We start from the raw sequence: 16,395 nt of genomic DNA on the forward strand, positions 1-16,395 counted from the left end.
AAAGAAAAGACCTTGCTAGTGCAAGGCCTCAGTTAAAATCGTACAACAGAAGAGAGCACACTCAAAAAGTCTCCTCTAGAAAATTGCACTATTCTTTTATCTGACACCTTGTGAGTCTCTCTGGACTCCCCTTAAAGGTTAAATTTTTACTAGTATACTCTTTCAGCTAAAAAAAGTCAAGTAGAAAACGAACATTCTACTTGACTTCACGAGATTATTTTTCACGAATGACTTCGACCTTGTAGCCCGGGACTTTGACAGTTATGAAGTAAAAAAATCCTCATAAAGGTTGATATAAGAGCATTTTCTTGTCAAATTTTACCACTTTTTATTTGCGTACTTTGTTATAATGGAGTGAGGTATGAAAAGATGAGAGTTAAACAATCAAAGTCAAAAAACACTATCAACTACGCTATTATTAAAGATATCAAGGTTGGAAATAAACGGACTTCTACTATCATAGAAAACCTAGGCAATCATAACACAATCTTAAAAGAACATCCTGATATGGAACCTCTTGAGTGGGCTCGTTTACGTGCTAAGGAATTAACCGAGAAAGAAAAAGAAGAAAATAAAGATTTCCTCATTACCTTTAGTCAAAACAAACAGTTAAAACAAAATCAATTGAACGAATATCATGGAGGCTATCTCTTCCTACAAGACCTCTATCATCAATTAGATCTGCCTAGAATTAACAAAGAAATCCAAAAACGACATCGTTTTAATTTCTCTCTAGATGAGATCCTATCTCGCTTGATTTATGGACGGATTCTAGCTCCTGCTTCAAAACGATCTACCCTAGAATTTTCAAAAACATTACTCGAACCTAAAGAATTTGAACTCCAACATTTTTATCGGGCTCTTGAAGTTATTTCTAATGAAACAGAGTTTATACAAGAACAAACCTATCAAACTTCAAAAAAGATGACTCAACGACAGACAGAAGTCCTCTACTATGACTGTACTAACTTCTATTTTGAAATTGAAGATGAAGATGAGGAGGGGCTTCTGAGACAATACGGCCCATCTAAAGAACATCGCCCAAATCCAATTGTGGAGATGGGACTCTTTATGGACAAACAAGGAATTCCCCTAGCTTTCTGTATCCACCCTGGAAATACAAATGAACAAACAACTCTTAAACCATTAGAAAGAAAGATTGTCAAGGATTACAAGGCTTCAAAATTTGTAGTCTGTACAGATGCTGGACTCTCATCAAAAGCCAATAAGGTGTACAATTCTTTTGGAGAACGTTCCTATGTCACAACTCAATCTATCAAGAAGTTAAAGAAAGAATACAGAGATTGGGCTTTGGATAAAAGTGGTTGGCGAATGGTTGGGGATAAGAATCCTATCTTTTACAATCTGGATGAGCTAGAACACAGGGAGGAATTAAAAAAACAACTTTTCTTTAAAGAATCTCCTTTTTATGATGAAGACTTACCAAATCAACGCTTGATTGTGACCTTTTCTACTAAATATCAAGACTATCATCGAACGATACGAGAGAAACAGATTGAACGGGCTAGTAAGTTACTGGGCAAGCCCAGCCAAGCTACCAAGAAGAGACAAACCGATTTTAAGAGATTTCTGAAAGAAACAAGTACTACTAAGGAGGGGGAAATCGCCGAGAAAAGGATTCTAACTCTTGATGAGGAACGAATTCAGGAAGAGGCTCAATATGACGGTCTTTACGCTGTAGCTACTAATCTAGATGAAGATATTCAGACAATTGTAGCCATCAATCAAAGGCGGTGGGAAATTGAAGAGAGTTTTCGTATCATGAAGCAGGAACTACGAGCCAGACCAGTTTATCTCAGCCGTTCAGATAGGATTCAAGCACATTTCACTATTTGTTTCCTAGCACTAATGATTTATCGTCTCTTGGAAAAACAAATAGGAGAAACAGTCACCTGTTCAGAACTCATTCAAACCTTACGCAATTATAAGTTCAAACATCTTTATGGAGTAGGATATCTTCCAACTTACACCAGAACAACTATCACGGATCAACTCCACCAAGCATTTGGCTTCCAAACTGATTTTGAGATTATAAGCGAAAAAAATATGAAAAAAATTTTTAAAAAAACCAAATCTCGATAAAAAGTACGCATTTTTTTAAAAGAGAAAAAGAGCTCCGAAAAGCTGTTATAGCAGCATTTAGGGGCTCTTTGTTTTCAAAAAACTGTTAAAGATGGGAGTATACTCTTTCAGCTAAAAAAAGTCAAGTAGAAAACGAACATTCTACTTGACTTCACGAGATTATTTTTCACGAATGACTTCGACCTTGTAGCCATCAGGGTCTTTGACAAAGTAATAGTTAGGTGCAGTTCCTGGTAGACCATTTGGCTCAGTCACTTCATAGCCTTTGGCACTATGCTCTTGATGAAGCGCCTCAAGATCAGGTGTACTGAGGGCAATATGGGCAAACCCATCTCCAACCACATAAGGACCGTGATCGTAGTTATAAGTCAACTCCAACTCATAGTCGTCACCCTCAAGTCCTAGATAGACAATCGTGAAGGCATGGTCTGGAAAATCTCTGCGACGCAATTCTTTAAATCCAAAAGCATCTTGATAAAATGCAATTGATTTTTCAAGATTTTCTACTCGCAAGCAAGTGTGTAGCATTTTTGAAGCCATATTTTTCTCCTTTATTTTTAAAAAGACTGGGACAATCCTGTTCCAGTCTTATCTGTTATTATTTACCAAGTTTTGCTTTAGCTGCATCTGCAAGAGCTGTGAAAGCTGCTGCATCGTTAACAGCCAAGTCAGCAAGCATTTTACGGTTAACTTCGATCTCAGCCAATTTCAAACCATGCATCAATTGTGAGTATGAAAGTCCGTTCATACGAGCTGCCGCGTTGATACGAGTGATCCACAATTTGCGGAAGTCACGTTTTTTCTGACGACGGTCACGGTATGCATAGTAGTAAGAGTTCATTACTTGTTCTTTTGCAGTACGGAACAAGATGTGTTTAGCTCCATAGTAACCTTTTGCTAATTTAAGAATACGTTTACGACGTTTGCGTGATACAACGCCACCTTTAACACGTGCCATGTTTTATTTCCTCCAAATATTTCCTAGAATTCTTTACTTACTGTTAGGCTATTATTTCAAGCGAGTAAGCATTGCTTTGATACGTTTGTAATCTCCTGAATGCACCATAGATGCTTTACGAAGATGACGACGTTGTTTCTTAGTTTTTCCGTGGAAACGGTGAGAAGTGTAAGCACGGAAACGTTTAAGTCCACCAGAACCTGTACGTTTGAAACGTTTAGCTGATGCGCGGTGTGTTTTTTGTTTTGGCATGATTTTTTCTCCTTTATTTAACTTTCTGACAATTATTTTTTGTCAGTCGCTGGCGCCAATTGCATGAACATTTGACGTCCATCCATTTTAGCACGTTGTTCGATGATGGCAATATCTTGAGTTGCTTCAGCAAACTCGGCTAAAACTTTTGCACCAATCTCTTTATGGGTAATCATACGACCCTTAAAGCGAATAGATACCTTAACTTTATTTCCTTTTTCAAGGAATTTGCGTGCATTGCGAAGTTTTGTATCAAAGTCACCCTTGTCAATAGTTGGACTTAGACGAACTTCTTTCACAGTAACAACACTTTGTTTTTTACGTTGTTCTTTTTGTTTCTTCTGGTACTCAAATTTGAACTTACCGTAGTCCATAATTTTTGCAACAGGCGGTTTGGCTTGGGGTTGAATCAATACTAGGTCAACATTAGCGTTATCAGCCAAAGCTTGCGCTTCACTGAGCGGCTTGATGCCTAACTGTTCTCCTTCAAGACCAATCAAGCGAACTTCACGTACACGAATTTCATCATTGATGAATAAGTCTTGCTTTGCTATGGTTTTCACCTCTTTTGTTTTATTAGAGAAAAACAATAGCGGACTCGTAAATATACAAGCCCGCACGTTATGATAGCGTTTCTTAGAAACTTTTCATCCGTAGGGCCAGGCAACTTAATGTCACAAGGCGAGAAGCTCTCACTTCTGCTTTTCTCAACTTTTATATGATACCAAGTTTTCTAGCCCTTGTCAAGATAAAAAGTTATTTTTTTGAAAGTTTCTGTTTGTATTTTGTCTTGGTTTCCGCATCAAAAAGAGAGAATCAAGTTGATTCCCTCTCTATGTTAGTTTTTACTTATTTTCCCTATAGGAAAGCTAGGATCTATTAAAAAATTCTTTTTTCTGTGAACTTCCCCATCTTTCGATAAATAGAATCCCCACTAACAAAAGGATAATCAGGCAAGGAAGTAAAACTAGCCCCATGTCCCAATTTAGATTGACATTATCAATTTGCTTGGGCAATCTTCCAGATAAAATCTCCACTGAACGCAAGTAAGTAAAGGGAATCAGATGTGCAATCCTTTGAAGAGGCTGAATTGTTTGGATGCCAAACAATAAGCCAACAATCCCAATGAGTGAAAGAAAAAGGACAGGCATTTTTTGCTTGAAAAAGTAAGTAATCAAATACACAACTTCCACAATGACGATAAAGGATAAGAAAGCTAAGAACAAGCCAGGAAATAACACATCTTGTATCTTTCCAATAGTTACCTCTTGATTCACTAAGCTATAAATCGGGTAGGGATAATCTAACTGTCCAAAACCACTTATCAGACTTCCCACTAGAAAAGAAAATCCGCTGATTCCGATAAACAGCACAGTTACATAACCCACTCCAACTCCAAGAGAAGACATTGCAAATGCCACTTTTGAAAAAGGATATAACTGAGCTGTGTCCAGATGATTTTGATATCTTTCTGCAAAAAGTTGTGTCAGCATAAAAATAATCGCAATCACAAACAAGGTTGGGATGATAGCCGCTAAAATCCAGACAATCTGATCAATCCCGTGGGTCGGATAATCTAAATCGTGGGCTTTTATGTTCAAGGGATACAGGGCTTGGTAAGTCTTTCGTTCGCGGTCAACCGCTATTTTTAAGTCCGAGCTAGAAGTTGGGTCATTTGATACAGTTTCATAACTCTTTTCCTCAGCTTGCCACTGCAAATAGTAGGCTTCTTCCCAGCGTCCTTCTTTTAATAAAGTCAGAATTTCTTTCTTTTGCGTCAAAAGATTTTTTTGCAAGTCTAAATTTTCTTTAGCAAACTGGTATTCCTCCGTGCTGGTGTCAGACATTTGGGAGAGCTTCTCTTCATTTTCATTGATAGCTCTCTCGTTGGCTGCAGTACGAGTTTCCAACCTGTTCTCCAAGCTGACATAGTTTGCAGTCCGACTATTGAAATAAAAGGTAACACCGAGTACAGATACAAATAAAGCTAAGATAATCCAGTTTAAGCGACTTTTGAAAACTTTTTTTAATAAAAATAGACTAACATCTTTCATAAACTAAACCTCTTCTATTTGCCCCTGATGAATGGTTACTACTCTATCGCAGACATCAAGCAACTCTTCCTTATAGTGGGAACTTAAAAGAACCAGCTGTTCTTGTCTATCGATTTGTGCCAGCCTATCAAAAAACTTCTGTCGATAATACTCATCTAAGCCATTTGTAATCTCATCCATGAGCCAGCATTTCGCCTGACTCAGGAAATACATGGCAATCACCAAGCGTTGCTTCATGCCTAAGGAATACTTACGAATGGGAAGGCTGATATAGTCAGACATTTCCCAATAGGTAATTTCATCCCCCAAGTTCAGGCCTGACTTCCAGATGTTTTTGATAAGGCGAAGGTAGTCCATCCCACTTAAGTTTCCATCCAGCCATTCAACACTTTCATAATAAAATAAAGAAGGAGGGGCTACGATATTTCCACTACTTATGGGAATTAAGTTGCTAATGGCACGGAACAGGGTCGTCTTTCCAGAGCCATTTATAGCAAGAACGCCATAAATCCTGCCCTTTTCAAATGTAAAATCAACATCTTGTAAGATGACTTGTCTCGTTTTTAAGGTCACATGAGTAAGCTGCAACATATCTAGCCCTCCTTTTTATCACTCTTTAAGGATTAATAGCCTCCGCTGGAGTAGTTTATTACCTCATAACGATTGTAATTCAAACCACTATCAACTTTATATTCAGAATAGCTGTCATAACGATAGCATAACAGGGGATTAATATAGTTATATCTCTAGCAGTTCATACTAGACTTATAGTAGGTATTCCAATCATACCGATAAGTTTTAAGAACGATCACAGTAGATATACTGGACTGAAAAAGACCAATAATCATAAACTAACTAATTAAACGGTTTTTGCTAATTTTTAATGGTTTTATTGCATTTATATCTTTAATATTGAACACGCTTTCATTATATCGTTTTTATCATTATTATGCAACATATTTTTGGTTTATTTTACTAATATATAATATTTGTCCTTCCTATCGAACACTTTCGATTTTCCAATTTTTCCACCCTTTAAAGCGTATAGCTCCTTGCTGGTCAGTTCGGTAAACTTTACTATTGATACCTTCCAGTCGTGTCAAAGTTTCCTGATGAGGTAGTTTCGTTCGATTGTTCTTTCCAACTGAAATGAGTGTAATCTCTGGTTTAAGCTGTTCTAGAAAGGCTGAACTTGATGAGTTTTTAGAACCATGTTGGCCAGCTTTCAAAACATCTACTTTCAGGTCTGGATAGTGCTTCAACAAGTCCTTCTCTCCTTTCTCCTCCAAATTTCCTGTGAAGAGAAAGTACTTATCCAAAAGTTTTCCATACAGAACCAGGGAATCATCATGACCTCCATCTCCTATTTTCCTTGGAGATAAGACTTCTAACTGACTTCCAAAAATTGGCAAGTTCTCTCCTACTGACACACTGCGCACCTTGGTTTGAGTTGCTTGTAGTTCTGCCACAAATTCCTTCTGTTTCAGACTGCCTTTTGACACTAAAATCTCCCCTACATGGAAAGCCTTGGTCACCTCCAACAAATCTCCAACATGTTCCTTGTCCGTATTTGTCAAAATCAGCTGGTCAATCTTGGCCACTCCTCGACTTTTAAGATAGGGAATCAAGGTTCTCTGGGCATTGCTGATCATCGTCTTTTCTTGCCATTTTTCGATTTTCTTATCAGATTCTGCCTTGCCACCAACATCTATGAGAATGGTTTTCCCAGTTACATCCCTTAGGAAAATGCTTTCGCCTTGCCCCACATCTAGCATGGTAATTTCATTTTCCAGTGGATGCTTGGTCAAGCAAAAGAGACTTGCAATCAATAAGCTCAATACTGCTAGACTTTTAATGTTTCTCCTCAAATCATAGACCAAAGCCAAAGAAATTAATAATAAGATTAAAAGCCATGCATTGGGTTGTCCAAAGACCAGAGGCCTACTTGCCAGCTGTGATACCAAGCGAATCATTCCCTCCAACCATTCAAAAATAAAATTAAGCTGAATGACTGGATAGAGAAAGGAAAGGACAAATAAGATAGACAAGAGCGGTAAGAAGACCAAGTCAAATAGAAAAGAAAAGACAAAGGTCAAAAGGATGGACCAAGGCTGAAATTCCGCAAAATAGAAGGACAGAATGGGCAATATTCCCAAGGAAATGACTAGACTTTCTCTGACCACAGCCTTGAGGCCCTCTCCTTCTTTGCTGGTCATAGTCAAGATAAAAGCATAAGCACATGACAAAACTCCTCCTGCTGTCAAGAAAAAGTTGGGCATGACAATAAAGAGGACAAGCACAGTCAGGGCAAAATTATCTAAGCCCTTAACACCATGTTGAGCCAATAATTTTTGGAAAAGACTGCGAATGACCGATGCTGAAAATCCAGTTAGTCCCGCATAGATAAGGGAAAAAGGATAAGTCAGCCACTTCAACTTTTCTTGAGTCAAACCCAATCGCAAGAGAAGTTTCTTAAATCCATCCATGAAAAAGCCTACCTGCATACCCGACAAGGCAAAAAGATGGATAATTCCTAGACTGGAATAAAGCTCATTCATCTCCTCAAAGTCGGTGTCCAGATGTCCCAATAAAAGACCTGTCATGTAATTGCGCATAGGGTCTGGAAAGTGTGTCTTAATCCAAACTACAGCCTTTCGACGTAAACTAGACAGGTTTTCTCCTATATCCCAACTGCCAACCTTTTGAAGTGACTGGATTTTTTTGACATTGAGAGTCTGGTAAATTCCCTGAGTTTTCAGATAGGCTTGATAGTCAAAGCCACCAAAATTTCTCTGCCCTTCTGGCTCCGAAAGCTTCCCTTCTAACTCTATCTCATGAAGGTCTGTTAAGGCTTGAAAGCGCTCTTTCTCCTCCTCAGACTGGAGTTTATAGTAAACTTGGAAGGTACTGCTGTCAACCTTGCCACGAAAGGATAGGCTATCACCATTGACCTTAATAGTGTCAGGCAAAATCCGTACCCTTTCAACAGAATCTGCTAGATTTTGACTAACTTGACTCTGTTGCCAAGTTTGAAACAGAAACCAAAATCCAAAGATTCCACAAATCACTAGAACTTTACCAGCAGATTTCCACGGAAATTGGATAAAGAGACAGACCAGCAGAAAAACGAAGCCCAACAAAGCAAGATAGGATGCTGAGAAAATAGCGTAGTAAAGCCAAAGCAATAGAAAACTCAGGTAAATTAGGGGAAGGGGGATGTTTTTAATCCACTGTAACATAGTCTTTTAGCTTTTCTATCGTTTTAGCACCAATGCCAGAGACCTTCTTAAGTTCATCAACCGACTTGAATTTGCCATTCGTCTCACGATGATCGATAATATCCTGGGCTCGTTTTCCTCCCAATCCTTTGACCTGCTTAAGTTCTTCCAGACTGGCCTTGTTGAGATTGACCTTCTTGTCCTTGCTTGTTGAAGAAGGCGCTCCAGAACCTGCCTGTTGACTAGCTGCTTCTTCGCCCTTAGTAGGAACGTAAACCAGAGCCTCGTCATTAACTTTCTGAGCTAGATTGAGCGACTTGCTATCTGCTTGTTCTGTCAAGCCACCAGCCTTCTGAACAGCATCATTGACTCGACTACCTACAGGCAAGTCATAAATTCCTGGTGCTTTGACAGCACCTTTGACATCTACTGTGATCATATCTTGTTCAACCAGTTCTTCCTTCACTTCCTTTTCGGTCGATGAATCCTTGGAAACAGCTGCAACTTCTGCCTGTAAATTCGTTTCTTTTACAGGTGTTGGTGAAGCTGGCTTTAGCAGGAAAAATCCTCCGACAAGCAAGCCCAGACCAGTACAGATGACAATGATTTTATACTCTTTGATTTTTTCAATAATTACTTCCATATTTTCTCCTCTCTTAGATTATTCGTAAGAGAAAGAAAAAACAGTTGAAAATTTCTTCTCAACTGCTTATTTATTTGCAAAATAGTCTTCCTTGGTCAAGACATAATGAACTCTTGTAACAATTCGGCCTGCTTCATGCTGGTCCATACAAGCATAAGCTTCTTCGTGGGAAAAACGCATTCCTGATTTCTCCATGACCTTTCCTGACGCGGGATTAGCCTTATCGTGTAAAGCAACTAACTTATTCATTCCTATCTTCTCAAAAACTAGCTTAATTACGGCACGATTGGCTTCTGTCGTCAATCCTTGATTCCAATACTTTTTATTGATAATGTAGCCAATAGCTGCCTTCTTAAGAACAGAATCAATCTTGTGCAAGTCAATGGTTCCAATAAACTGACCATTGCTTTTTAGTTCTATTCCCCAACGTCCCAAGGGATTAGCCAAGTAGAACTGGGCAATGTTATTCTTGGTTTCTTCCAAGCTTTGATTGGTTGGAAAAGTGTAGCGCGTATTTTCTCTGTCCGAGGCATAGGCAAACATTTCTTCCGCATCATCCAAGGTTACAGGTCTAAGCAATAAACGCTCAGTTTCTATAGACGGATACTGGGCAAGCTTTACAAAAATTGATTCCATACGTTTCCTCCACTTGAAAAGTTTCTAACTAAGATAAGGATATTGAATGAAACATTGTATTGAGATAACTTTAAGTACAAAAGAACTATCCTTCAGATAGAGGTTGAGGATCTAATTCTTCATTCTCTTCATTTTTAACTGGTACTGGTTCATAAGCTCGGATAATCTGAGCGACAACTGGATGGCGAACCACATCCTTAGCTGAAAAATGAACAAAGTCAATCTGGTGAATGTTCTTGAGTTTCTCTTGGGCATCAATCAAACCAGACTTGACATTACGTGGCAGGTCAATCTGGCTGATATCTCCATTGACAATCATCTTAGAATTAAAGCCTAAACGAGTCAAAAACATCTTCATCTGCATGATGGTCGTATTTTGCGCCTCATCGAGAATGACAAAGGCATCATCCAAGGTTCGTCCACGCATGTAGGCAAGAGGTGCAATCTCGATAATTTCACGCTCCATGAGACGAGTCGTCTGGTCTTTCCCCAGAATCTGATACAAGGCATCGTAAACAGGTCGAAGGTAAGGATCTACCTTCTCTTTAAGATCACCCGGAAGAAAACCTAGACTCTCTCCAGCTTCCACCGCTGGACGTGTCAAGATAATCCGCTTAACCTGACCACGTTTAAGAGCTGTCACAGCCAAGGTCACTGCAAGGAAAGTCTTCCCTGTCCCTGCAGGTCCGATTCCAAAGGTCACATCATGCTGTTTGACACTATCCACATAAAGTTTTTGACCCAGTGTTTTGACACGGATAGGCTTCCCTGTATTGTCCTTGATGATTTCTTCTTCGTAAAGGGCGACAAACTTGTCGATTTCATCGTTTTTGACCATACTAATAGCCGTCACTACATCTGGCGTGCCAACGGTCATCCCACGATTCACCAAGACCATGAGAGCTTGAATAACCTGACGAGCTTCCTCGCAAGCAGACTCTTCTCCCAAAACCTGGACAATCTCCGTACGAGCATGAATCACCACATCAAGCTCTTCTTCCATCAAACGAAGATGGCGTTCATTGGAACCAAAAAGATGAAACAGGTCATCTGGATGATTCAGTTGAATGTCAATTGAATGTTCCTTCAAATAAAGAACCTCTCTAATCCTTTTATTTCTTTTTATTATAGCAAAGGGATGGAGAAATTACTAGCCCAAACCCAGTGAATCATGCTAGTGTTCTAAGTATTCTTGCCAGATAGCGTCAAAGTCTCCTAGGTTAAAAGAGAAACTGGCATGTTCTTCCAAAAAGCGACTCACCTCATCAAAATCATCGGTGTGTTTTGGGAAGGAAGACTCTTCAAAAGCTAGGTCGGCCAAGATAGCTTTAGGACTATTACTTTTAGGATTGCGCTCAGTCATGAGCCAAGTGTAAAATGATTTTCTCATATGTCTCCCTAGATCAACTCTGTCCCAAACTGGTCCTGCTTGATTTTACCAGCCTTCATCAAACCACCGAGTGCTTTCTTGAACTGACCTTTAGAAATACCAAAGGTTGCCTTGATGTCGTCTGGAGATGACTTATCATTTAAGGTCATGAAACCGCCATTGCTTTCCAAGTAGGTCAAAATCATCTGGGCATCATTTTCCAACATTTCAAAAGAACGTGGTTTGAGGGAGAGGTTCAAGGTACGGTCCACTTCACGGAAACCAATGACACGCGCATCTAATACTTGCCCCAAACGTGGCTCTGCGTAACGCTCGCTAGGATGGATAAAGCCAAGCATGTTATTTTCTGGCAGGTAAACAAAAGTTCCTGAAAGCTTGAGACGGTATACAATGGCTGGCCAGTTTTGGTTCTGCATGTTGTTGTAGGCAGGACGAGCCAGACGTTGGAAGTCTTCTTGATAAGCCAAGAGTCCCCAGATACGGTCTTTCTTGTCCACTTCAAGACGGATGTAGAGTTGGTCACCCTTCTTAGGCCAAAGTTCCTTGAGCTCAGGGAGAATATCAAGTGACACAACGATTTCCTTGTCAGGAAGGCCTGTATCCACAAAGACACCCAAGTCCTTGCGTACTTCTGTGACACGACCCCAACCAAATTGATCCTGAGTAGCAGTCACTTCTAGAGTGGTCAAGCGGAGCTTTTGCTTCATATCCGTGTAGGCAAAACCTTTAACCGTATCCCCTACTGTATGTTGACCTTCTTCCTTAGCAAGAGCATAGGTTTGACCATCCTTTTGCACAAAGTAAAAACGGTCATTTTCATCGATGATCAGTCCAACGATAAAACTTGCAAGATTTGTATTCATATTTCCTTCTTTCGAATAAAACTCAGCCAGCAATGCCAACTGAGTTTTTCTGTTTATTTCTTAGACTTCCAAAAGTTCTTTCTCTTTGTTGGCAGTCATGTCGTCGATGTGTTTGACAGCATCGTCTGTTACTTTTTGAATATCTTTTTCAAGAGTCTTCAATTCGTCTTCAGTGATTTCTTTTGCTTTTTCTTGTTTCTTGGCTTCGTCCATAGCATCACGACGGATATTGCGGACAGCCACTTTAGCATTTTCGCCGACCTTCTTCACTTCTTTAGCAAGGTCACGACGAGTTTCTTCTGTAAGAGCTGGGATAACCAAACGGATTACAGAACCGTCGTTAGCTGGTGTGATACCAAGATCAGAAGCGTTCAAGGCACGTTCGATATCTTTCAATGAAGATTTGTCAAATGGTGTTACCAACAAAACACGCGCTTCTGGAATGGTAATTGAAGCGATTTGGTTAAGGGGAGTTTCTACTCCATAGTATTCTACATGTACACGGTCAAGCAAGCTTGCATTGGCACGACCGGCACGGATACCACCAAATTCACGAGCAAGTGATTGGTGAGACTGGGTCATTCTCTCTTTAGCTTTTTCAATAATTGCGTTAGCCATAATCTTTCTTATTCCTTTTCTTCGATATTATTTGAAACTGTTGTTCCGATATTTTCACCAAATACGACACGTTTAATGTTGCCTGGTTGGTTCATATTGAAGACAACCAAGTCAATGTCATTATCCATTGAGAGGGTTGAAGCAGTTGAGTCCATGATACGAAGACCTTTGTTAATAACATCACGGTGGGTCAATTCTTCAAATTTAACAGCTGTCTTGTCCTTCTTAGGATCAGCATTATAAACACCGTCGACACCATTTTTAGCCATAAGGATAGCATCCGCTTCGATTTCAGCTGCACGAAGAGCCGCTGTTGTATCTGTTGAGAAGTAAGGTGAACCAATTCCGGCACCAAAGATAACGATACGGCCTTTTTCGAGATGACGAAGGGCACGTCCACGAACATAAGGCTCTGCCACTTGTTGCATAGCAATGGCAGTTTGCACACGCGTATCAACCCCAACTTGTTGCAATGAATCTGCCATCACAAGAGCATTCATAACGGTCCCAAGCATTCCTGTATAATCTGCCTGAACGCGGTCCATTCCTGCTTCAGCAGCAGGTTCTCCACGCCAGAGATTTCCTCCACCGATAACAAGGGCAATTTCGATACCTAAGCTATGAACTTCTTGAATCTCTTTTGCGATTGTTTGAACTGTTTGGATATCAATCCCTACGCCACGTTCACCGGCAAGGGCTTCACCTGATAACTTGATTAAAATACGTTTATACTTGGGATTCGCCATTTTCACTCTCCTTCTTTTATCCTACCTATTTTATCACAATTTTTAAGATTTTTATAGTGTCATGAACAATTCTTTCAAAAAAATTAGACAGTCAAAAATTTCTCTAAGTCAGTAAGAGCACGCTCTGCAATTTTTTCATAACGAGCCTTCTTATCACGAATACGCTCACCTTCCAACTCCTTGATAATCCCAAAATTGACATTCATTGGTTGGAAATGTTTGCTGTCCGCATGGGTGATGTAATGAGCCAAACTGCCAATCGCTGTCGTTTCTGGGAAAATAGCCTCGCTTTCTCCCTTAAAGAGACGAGCCGCGTTAATTCCCGCAACCAAGCCTGACGCTGCGGACTCAACATAGCCTTCCACACCCGTCATCTGACCAGCAAAGAAGAGATTTGGTTGTTTCTTAGAACGGTAAGTCTGTTCAAGAAGATTTGGTGAATCCATGTAAGAATTGCGGTGCATAACTCCATAACGGACAAACTCTGCATTTTCAAGACCTGGAATCATTTGGAAGACACGCTTTTGTTCTCCCCATTTGAGGTGGGTCTGGAAACCGACGATATTGTAAAGACTACCAGCAGCATTGTCCTGACGCAGCTGAACCACCGCATAAGGGGTTTTGAATTCTCCATCACGAGGTCCTGTGTAGTCGTCTGGGTATTCAAGCCCCACTGGTTTCATAGGACCATAAAGCATAGTTTTAATGCCTCGTTTAGCCATGACTTCGATTGGCATACAACCTTCAAAGTACTTTTCTTTCTCAAAAGAATTAAGCGGTGCTTCTTCTGCATTGACCAAGGCTTCATGGAAATCCATAAACTCTTGCTTGGTCATAGGCGCGTTGAGATAGGCTGCTTCTCCCTTATCATAACGTGATTTGAGGTAGACCTTGCTCATATCGATAGTGTTGACATCGATAATAGGCGCTGCCGCATCGTAAAAATAGAAACCATCGCCATCATTAAGGGCATGAATCTTTTCAGCTAGGGCATCGCTTGTCAAAGGACCAGTCGCCACAACTGTAATAACATCTGTCGGCAATTCTGTAATTTCATCACGCACCACTTCAATCAAGGGGTGGTTGGCCAATTTCTCGGTCACCATTTGGGAGAAACCGTCACGGTCCACTGCAAGAGCTCCGCCTGCGGGAACACGTGTAGCCTCAGCAGATTCCAAGATAACAGAACCCAAGCGACGCATTTCTTCCTTGAGAAGCCCAACAGCATTTGTCAAAGCATCCCCACGCAAGGAATTGGAACAAACCAATTCAGCAAAATTGTCTGTTTTGTGCTGAGGTGTTGACTTGACACCACGCATTTCATAAAGTTTAACTGGAATACCACGCTCTGCGATTTGGTAGGCTGCTTCAGAACCTGCTAAACCAGCACCGATAACATTGATATAAGATTGAGACACGACACTAATACCTCTTTGGGAGTGTAAAGACAAGCTTCACATTGAAAAAGCCAACCGAACTTACTCGCTTTCGAATTTCTTGGCTCAGGCTGAAAAAGTCCACAGGACTTACTTCGCTCTCGAGTTTCTTGGCTCAGGCTGAAAAAGTCCACTGGACTTCCCTCGCTCTCGAGTTTCTTGGCTCAGGCTGAAAAAGTCCACTGGACTTTTTCACTCCCACAAATCTTTCTATTTTTTTCTTCTACTAGTATAACAAAAAAAGGGAAGAAGGCAAACTTCCCTGTTTAGTCATTTTCTTGATTTTCGTCCCAATCGTGGTAGGCAGCGTAAAGCTGGCTTTTATTCCATTGGTAAATCTTAGCGACTTCCTTAATAGCTTGGTTTTTCTTCATGCCTTGCTGGATGCGGGCTTGGATTTCTGAAAACAAGTCCTCCTCGTCTTTTTCCTCCACATCTTGGCTGGCGCCTTCAACAATGAGAAGGCATTCACCCTTGAGTGGATTTTCAACGATGCTTTCTAGCAATTCAGAGATCTTTCCTCGTTGGTATTCTTCATAAATTTTGGTCAATTCCCTGACTAAGACTACCGAGCGGTCACCGTAGACTTCTAGCATATTTTCCAATGTATCCGCCACACGATGAGGCGATTCATAGAAAATCTGGGTTTCTGGATAGTCTTTTTTCGAGTCGAAAAATTGCTTTTGCTGGCCTGATTTTCTTGGTAAAAAACCATAAAAGATATGTGGCTGTGGTGCTAAACCACTGGCAATCAAGGCCGAAATCCCTGCAGAGGCTCCTGGAACTGTGACAACCGCAATTTCTTCCTCAATAGCTGCCTTGACCAAATCATGACCAGGGTCCGAGATACTAGGCAGACCCGCATCCGATACCTGAGCAATACTTTGTCCTGATTTCAAAAAATCAATCAAATCAGGAATTTTTTCCTTGGCATTGTGCTCATGAAAACTGATCTGCTTTGTCTGAATGTCAAAATGCTTGAGCAAAAGGCCAGTATTGCGCGTGTCCTCAGCAGCAATCCAGTCCACTTCTTTCAGGGTTTGGATAGCACGAAAGGTCATATCATCTAGATTGCCAATCGGCGTTGCCACTAGATACAGCTTGCCATAAGGAGACTGCCCCTTAAAACTTTTTTGAATCTGCATGCTTACTCCCTGTATAACAACTCATCACAGAACATACATTCTTCGTCCTGTTCTCGACGTTGTCCATAAAAATCATTACATACGTGAAATCCATCACGGTAAATGCGACGGACACTTTCACGAACATGCTTGGCCTTGACAGGAGCATCTGCCTCCACCTCACCCAAGCGTTCGCGCAACTTACTATTTTCCAAGCGAAGAGCTGTATTTTCCTCTACCAGGCTCTTGAGATTTTTCTTGATGGCTTCCACGTCGGCCAAGGTCACCAATAACTGTTGGGAAAAATCATCCAGCGCGTCAAATAATTCTTTTTTGTCCATAAACCAGCTCTTT

The 16,395-nt window shown here is 40.5% G+C and carries 18 protein-coding genes and 1 other annotated feature; of the genes, 1 reads left to right on the top strand and 17 read right to left on the bottom strand.

What is annotated here, in order from left to right; genetic code table 11:
• Positions 1-369: 369 nt before the first annotated feature.
• Positions 370-2,103, top strand: a complete 1,734-nt coding sequence (locus tag CJ239_RS00845; protein ID WP_102210210.1) for an IS1634 family transposase — start codon at positions 370-372, stop codon at positions 2,101-2,103.
• Positions 2,104-2,262: 159 nt separating this feature from the next.
• On the opposite strand, the gene CJ239_RS00850 is transcribed toward CJ239_RS00845, so the two are convergent.
• The 17 genes from CJ239_RS00850 to yabA all read right to left on the bottom strand — a co-directional run bounded on the left by CJ239_RS00850 (position 2,263) and on the right by yabA (position 16,382).
• Entirely contained in the window at positions 2,263-2,643 is a 381-nt protein-coding gene (locus CJ239_RS00850) for a VOC family protein (RefSeq protein WP_000157153.1), read from the bottom strand.
• A 58-nt stretch (positions 2,644-2,701) separates the two neighbouring features.
• The gene (gene rplT, locus CJ239_RS00855; protein ID WP_000124834.1) at positions 2,702-3,061 is read right to left on the bottom strand and encodes a 50S ribosomal protein L20; all 360 of its coding nucleotides are present in this window, start codon (positions 3,059-3,061) and stop codon (positions 2,702-2,704) included.
• A 51-nt stretch (positions 3,062-3,112) separates the two neighbouring features.
• The gene (rpmI, locus tag CJ239_RS00860; RefSeq protein ID WP_001125943.1) at positions 3,113-3,313 is read right to left on the bottom strand and encodes a 50S ribosomal protein L35; all 201 of its coding nucleotides are present in this window, start codon (positions 3,311-3,313) and stop codon (positions 3,113-3,115) included.
• Between the two features lie 32 nt (positions 3,314-3,345).
• Positions 3,346-3,876, bottom strand: a complete 531-nt coding sequence (gene infC / locus CJ239_RS00865) for a translation initiation factor IF-3 (RefSeq protein ID WP_000848180.1) — start codon at positions 3,874-3,876, stop codon at positions 3,346-3,348.
• Positions 3,877-3,891: 15 nt separating this feature from the next.
• Positions 3,892-4,023, bottom strand: a sequence feature (ribosomal protein L20 leader region).
• 159 nt (positions 4,024-4,182) lie between these two features.
• Positions 4,183-5,367 carry a hypothetical protein gene (locus CJ239_RS00870; protein WP_102210211.1) on the bottom strand — a complete coding sequence of 395 codons (1,185 nt, stop codon included), beginning with the start codon at positions 5,365-5,367 and terminating at the stop codon, positions 4,183-4,185.
• 3 nt (positions 5,368-5,370) lie between these two features.
• The gene (locus CJ239_RS00875) at positions 5,371-5,958 is read right to left on the bottom strand and encodes an ATP-binding cassette domain-containing protein (RefSeq protein ID WP_102210212.1); all 588 of its coding nucleotides are present in this window, start codon (positions 5,956-5,958) and stop codon (positions 5,371-5,373) included.
• Between the two features lie 407 nt (positions 5,959-6,365).
• On the bottom strand, positions 6,366-8,606 hold the full coding sequence (locus CJ239_RS00880; protein ID WP_102210213.1) for a DNA internalization-related competence protein ComEC/Rec2: 2,241 nt from the start codon (positions 8,604-8,606) through the stop codon (positions 6,366-6,368).
• Positions 8,590-9,228, bottom strand: coding sequence for a helix-hairpin-helix domain-containing protein (locus CJ239_RS00885; protein WP_102210214.1), 639 nt, complete (start codon positions 9,226-9,228; stop codon positions 8,590-8,592). Before CJ239_RS00885 ends, CJ239_RS00880 begins: the two co-directional genes overlap by 17 nt.
• A gap of 66 nt (positions 9,229-9,294) precedes the next feature.
• Positions 9,295-9,864 (bottom strand): GNAT family N-acetyltransferase, encoded by a 570-nt coding sequence (locus CJ239_RS00890; RefSeq protein WP_102210215.1) that lies wholly within the window; start codon positions 9,862-9,864, stop codon positions 9,295-9,297.
• Positions 9,865-9,949: 85 nt separating this feature from the next.
• Entirely contained in the window at positions 9,950-10,954 is a 1,005-nt protein-coding gene (locus CJ239_RS00895) for a PhoH family protein (RefSeq protein ID WP_102210216.1), read from the bottom strand.
• 84 nt (positions 10,955-11,038) lie between these two features.
• Positions 11,039-11,254, bottom strand: a complete 216-nt coding sequence (locus CJ239_RS00900; protein ID WP_001232089.1) for a YozE family protein — start codon at positions 11,252-11,254, stop codon at positions 11,039-11,041.
• A gap of 8 nt (positions 11,255-11,262) precedes the next feature.
• The gene (cvfB, locus tag CJ239_RS00905; RefSeq protein ID WP_001095445.1) at positions 11,263-12,117 is read right to left on the bottom strand and encodes an RNA-binding virulence regulatory protein CvfB; all 855 of its coding nucleotides are present in this window, start codon (positions 12,115-12,117) and stop codon (positions 11,263-11,265) included.
• Positions 12,118-12,177: 60 nt separating this feature from the next.
• Positions 12,178-12,735 carry a ribosome recycling factor gene (gene frr, locus CJ239_RS00910; protein ID WP_001262225.1) on the bottom strand — a complete coding sequence of 186 codons (558 nt, stop codon included), beginning with the start codon at positions 12,733-12,735 and terminating at the stop codon, positions 12,178-12,180.
• An 8-nt stretch (positions 12,736-12,743) separates the two neighbouring features.
• The gene (gene pyrH / locus CJ239_RS00915) at positions 12,744-13,481 is read right to left on the bottom strand and encodes a UMP kinase (RefSeq protein WP_000002996.1); all 738 of its coding nucleotides are present in this window, start codon (positions 13,479-13,481) and stop codon (positions 12,744-12,746) included.
• Between the two features lie 83 nt (positions 13,482-13,564).
• Positions 13,565-14,899, bottom strand: coding sequence for a methylenetetrahydrofolate--tRNA-(uracil(54)-C(5))-methyltransferase (FADH(2)-oxidizing) TrmFO (gene trmFO, locus CJ239_RS00920; RefSeq protein ID WP_102210217.1), 1,335 nt, complete (start codon positions 14,897-14,899; stop codon positions 13,565-13,567).
• Positions 14,900-15,183: 284 nt separating this feature from the next.
• Positions 15,184-16,062 carry a 16S rRNA (cytidine(1402)-2'-O)-methyltransferase gene (rsmI, locus tag CJ239_RS00925; RefSeq protein WP_102210218.1) on the bottom strand — a complete coding sequence of 293 codons (879 nt, stop codon included), beginning with the start codon at positions 16,060-16,062 and terminating at the stop codon, positions 15,184-15,186.
• A gap of 2 nt (positions 16,063-16,064) precedes the next feature.
• Positions 16,065-16,382 (bottom strand): DNA replication initiation control protein YabA, encoded by a 318-nt coding sequence (gene yabA / locus CJ239_RS00930; protein WP_000358228.1) that lies wholly within the window; start codon positions 16,380-16,382, stop codon positions 16,065-16,067.
• Positions 16,383-16,395 lie beyond the last annotated feature (13 nt).

The sequence above is a fragment of the Streptococcus sp. UMB0029 genome (genome assembly GCF_002871495.1).
Lineage (GTDB): Bacteria > Bacillota > Bacilli > Lactobacillales > Streptococcaceae > Streptococcus.

Bases quoted from the DNA above. Each gene is read 5' to 3' on its own strand.
- CJ239_RS00845 (WP_102210210.1), top strand. From the start codon at position 370: ATGAGAGTTAAACAATCAAAGTCAAAAAACACTATCAACTACGCTATT.
- CJ239_RS00850 (WP_000157153.1), bottom strand. From the start codon at position 2,643: ATGGCTTCAAAAATGCTACACACTTGCTTGCGAGTAGAAAATCTTGAA.
- rplT (WP_000124834.1), bottom strand. From the start codon at position 3,061: ATGGCACGTGTTAAAGGTGGCGTTGTATCACGCAAACGTCGTAAACGT.
- rpmI (WP_001125943.1), bottom strand. From the start codon at position 3,313: ATGCCAAAACAAAAAACACACCGCGCATCAGCTAAACGTTTCAAACGT.
- CJ239_RS00870 (WP_102210211.1), bottom strand. From the start codon at position 5,367: ATGAAAGATGTTAGTCTATTTTTATTAAAAAAAGTTTTCAAAAGTCGC.
- CJ239_RS00875 (WP_102210212.1), bottom strand. From the start codon at position 5,958: ATGTTGCAGCTTACTCATGTGACCTTAAAAACGAGACAAGTCATCTTA.
- CJ239_RS00880 (WP_102210213.1), bottom strand. From the start codon at position 8,606: ATGTTACAGTGGATTAAAAACATCCCCCTTCCCCTAATTTACCTGAGT.
- CJ239_RS00885 (WP_102210214.1), bottom strand. From the start codon at position 9,228: ATGGAAGTAATTATTGAAAAAATCAAAGAGTATAAAATCATTGTCATC.
- CJ239_RS00890 (WP_102210215.1), bottom strand. From the start codon at position 9,864: ATGGAATCAATTTTTGTAAAGCTTGCCCAGTATCCGTCTATAGAAACT.
- CJ239_RS00900 (WP_001232089.1), bottom strand. From the start codon at position 11,254: ATGAGAAAATCATTTTACACTTGGCTCATGACTGAGCGCAATCCTAAA.
- cvfB (WP_001095445.1), bottom strand. From the start codon at position 12,117: ATGAATACAAATCTTGCAAGTTTTATCGTTGGACTGATCATCGATGAA.
- frr (WP_001262225.1), bottom strand. From the start codon at position 12,735: ATGGCTAACGCAATTATTGAAAAAGCTAAAGAGAGAATGACCCAGTCT.
- pyrH (WP_000002996.1), bottom strand. From the start codon at position 13,481: ATGGCGAATCCCAAGTATAAACGTATTTTAATCAAGTTATCAGGTGAA.
- rsmI (WP_102210218.1), bottom strand. From the start codon at position 16,062: ATGCAGATTCAAAAAAGTTTTAAGGGGCAGTCTCCTTATGGCAAGCTG.
- yabA (WP_000358228.1), bottom strand. From the start codon at position 16,382: ATGGACAAAAAAGAATTATTTGACGCGCTGGATGATTTTTCCCAACAG.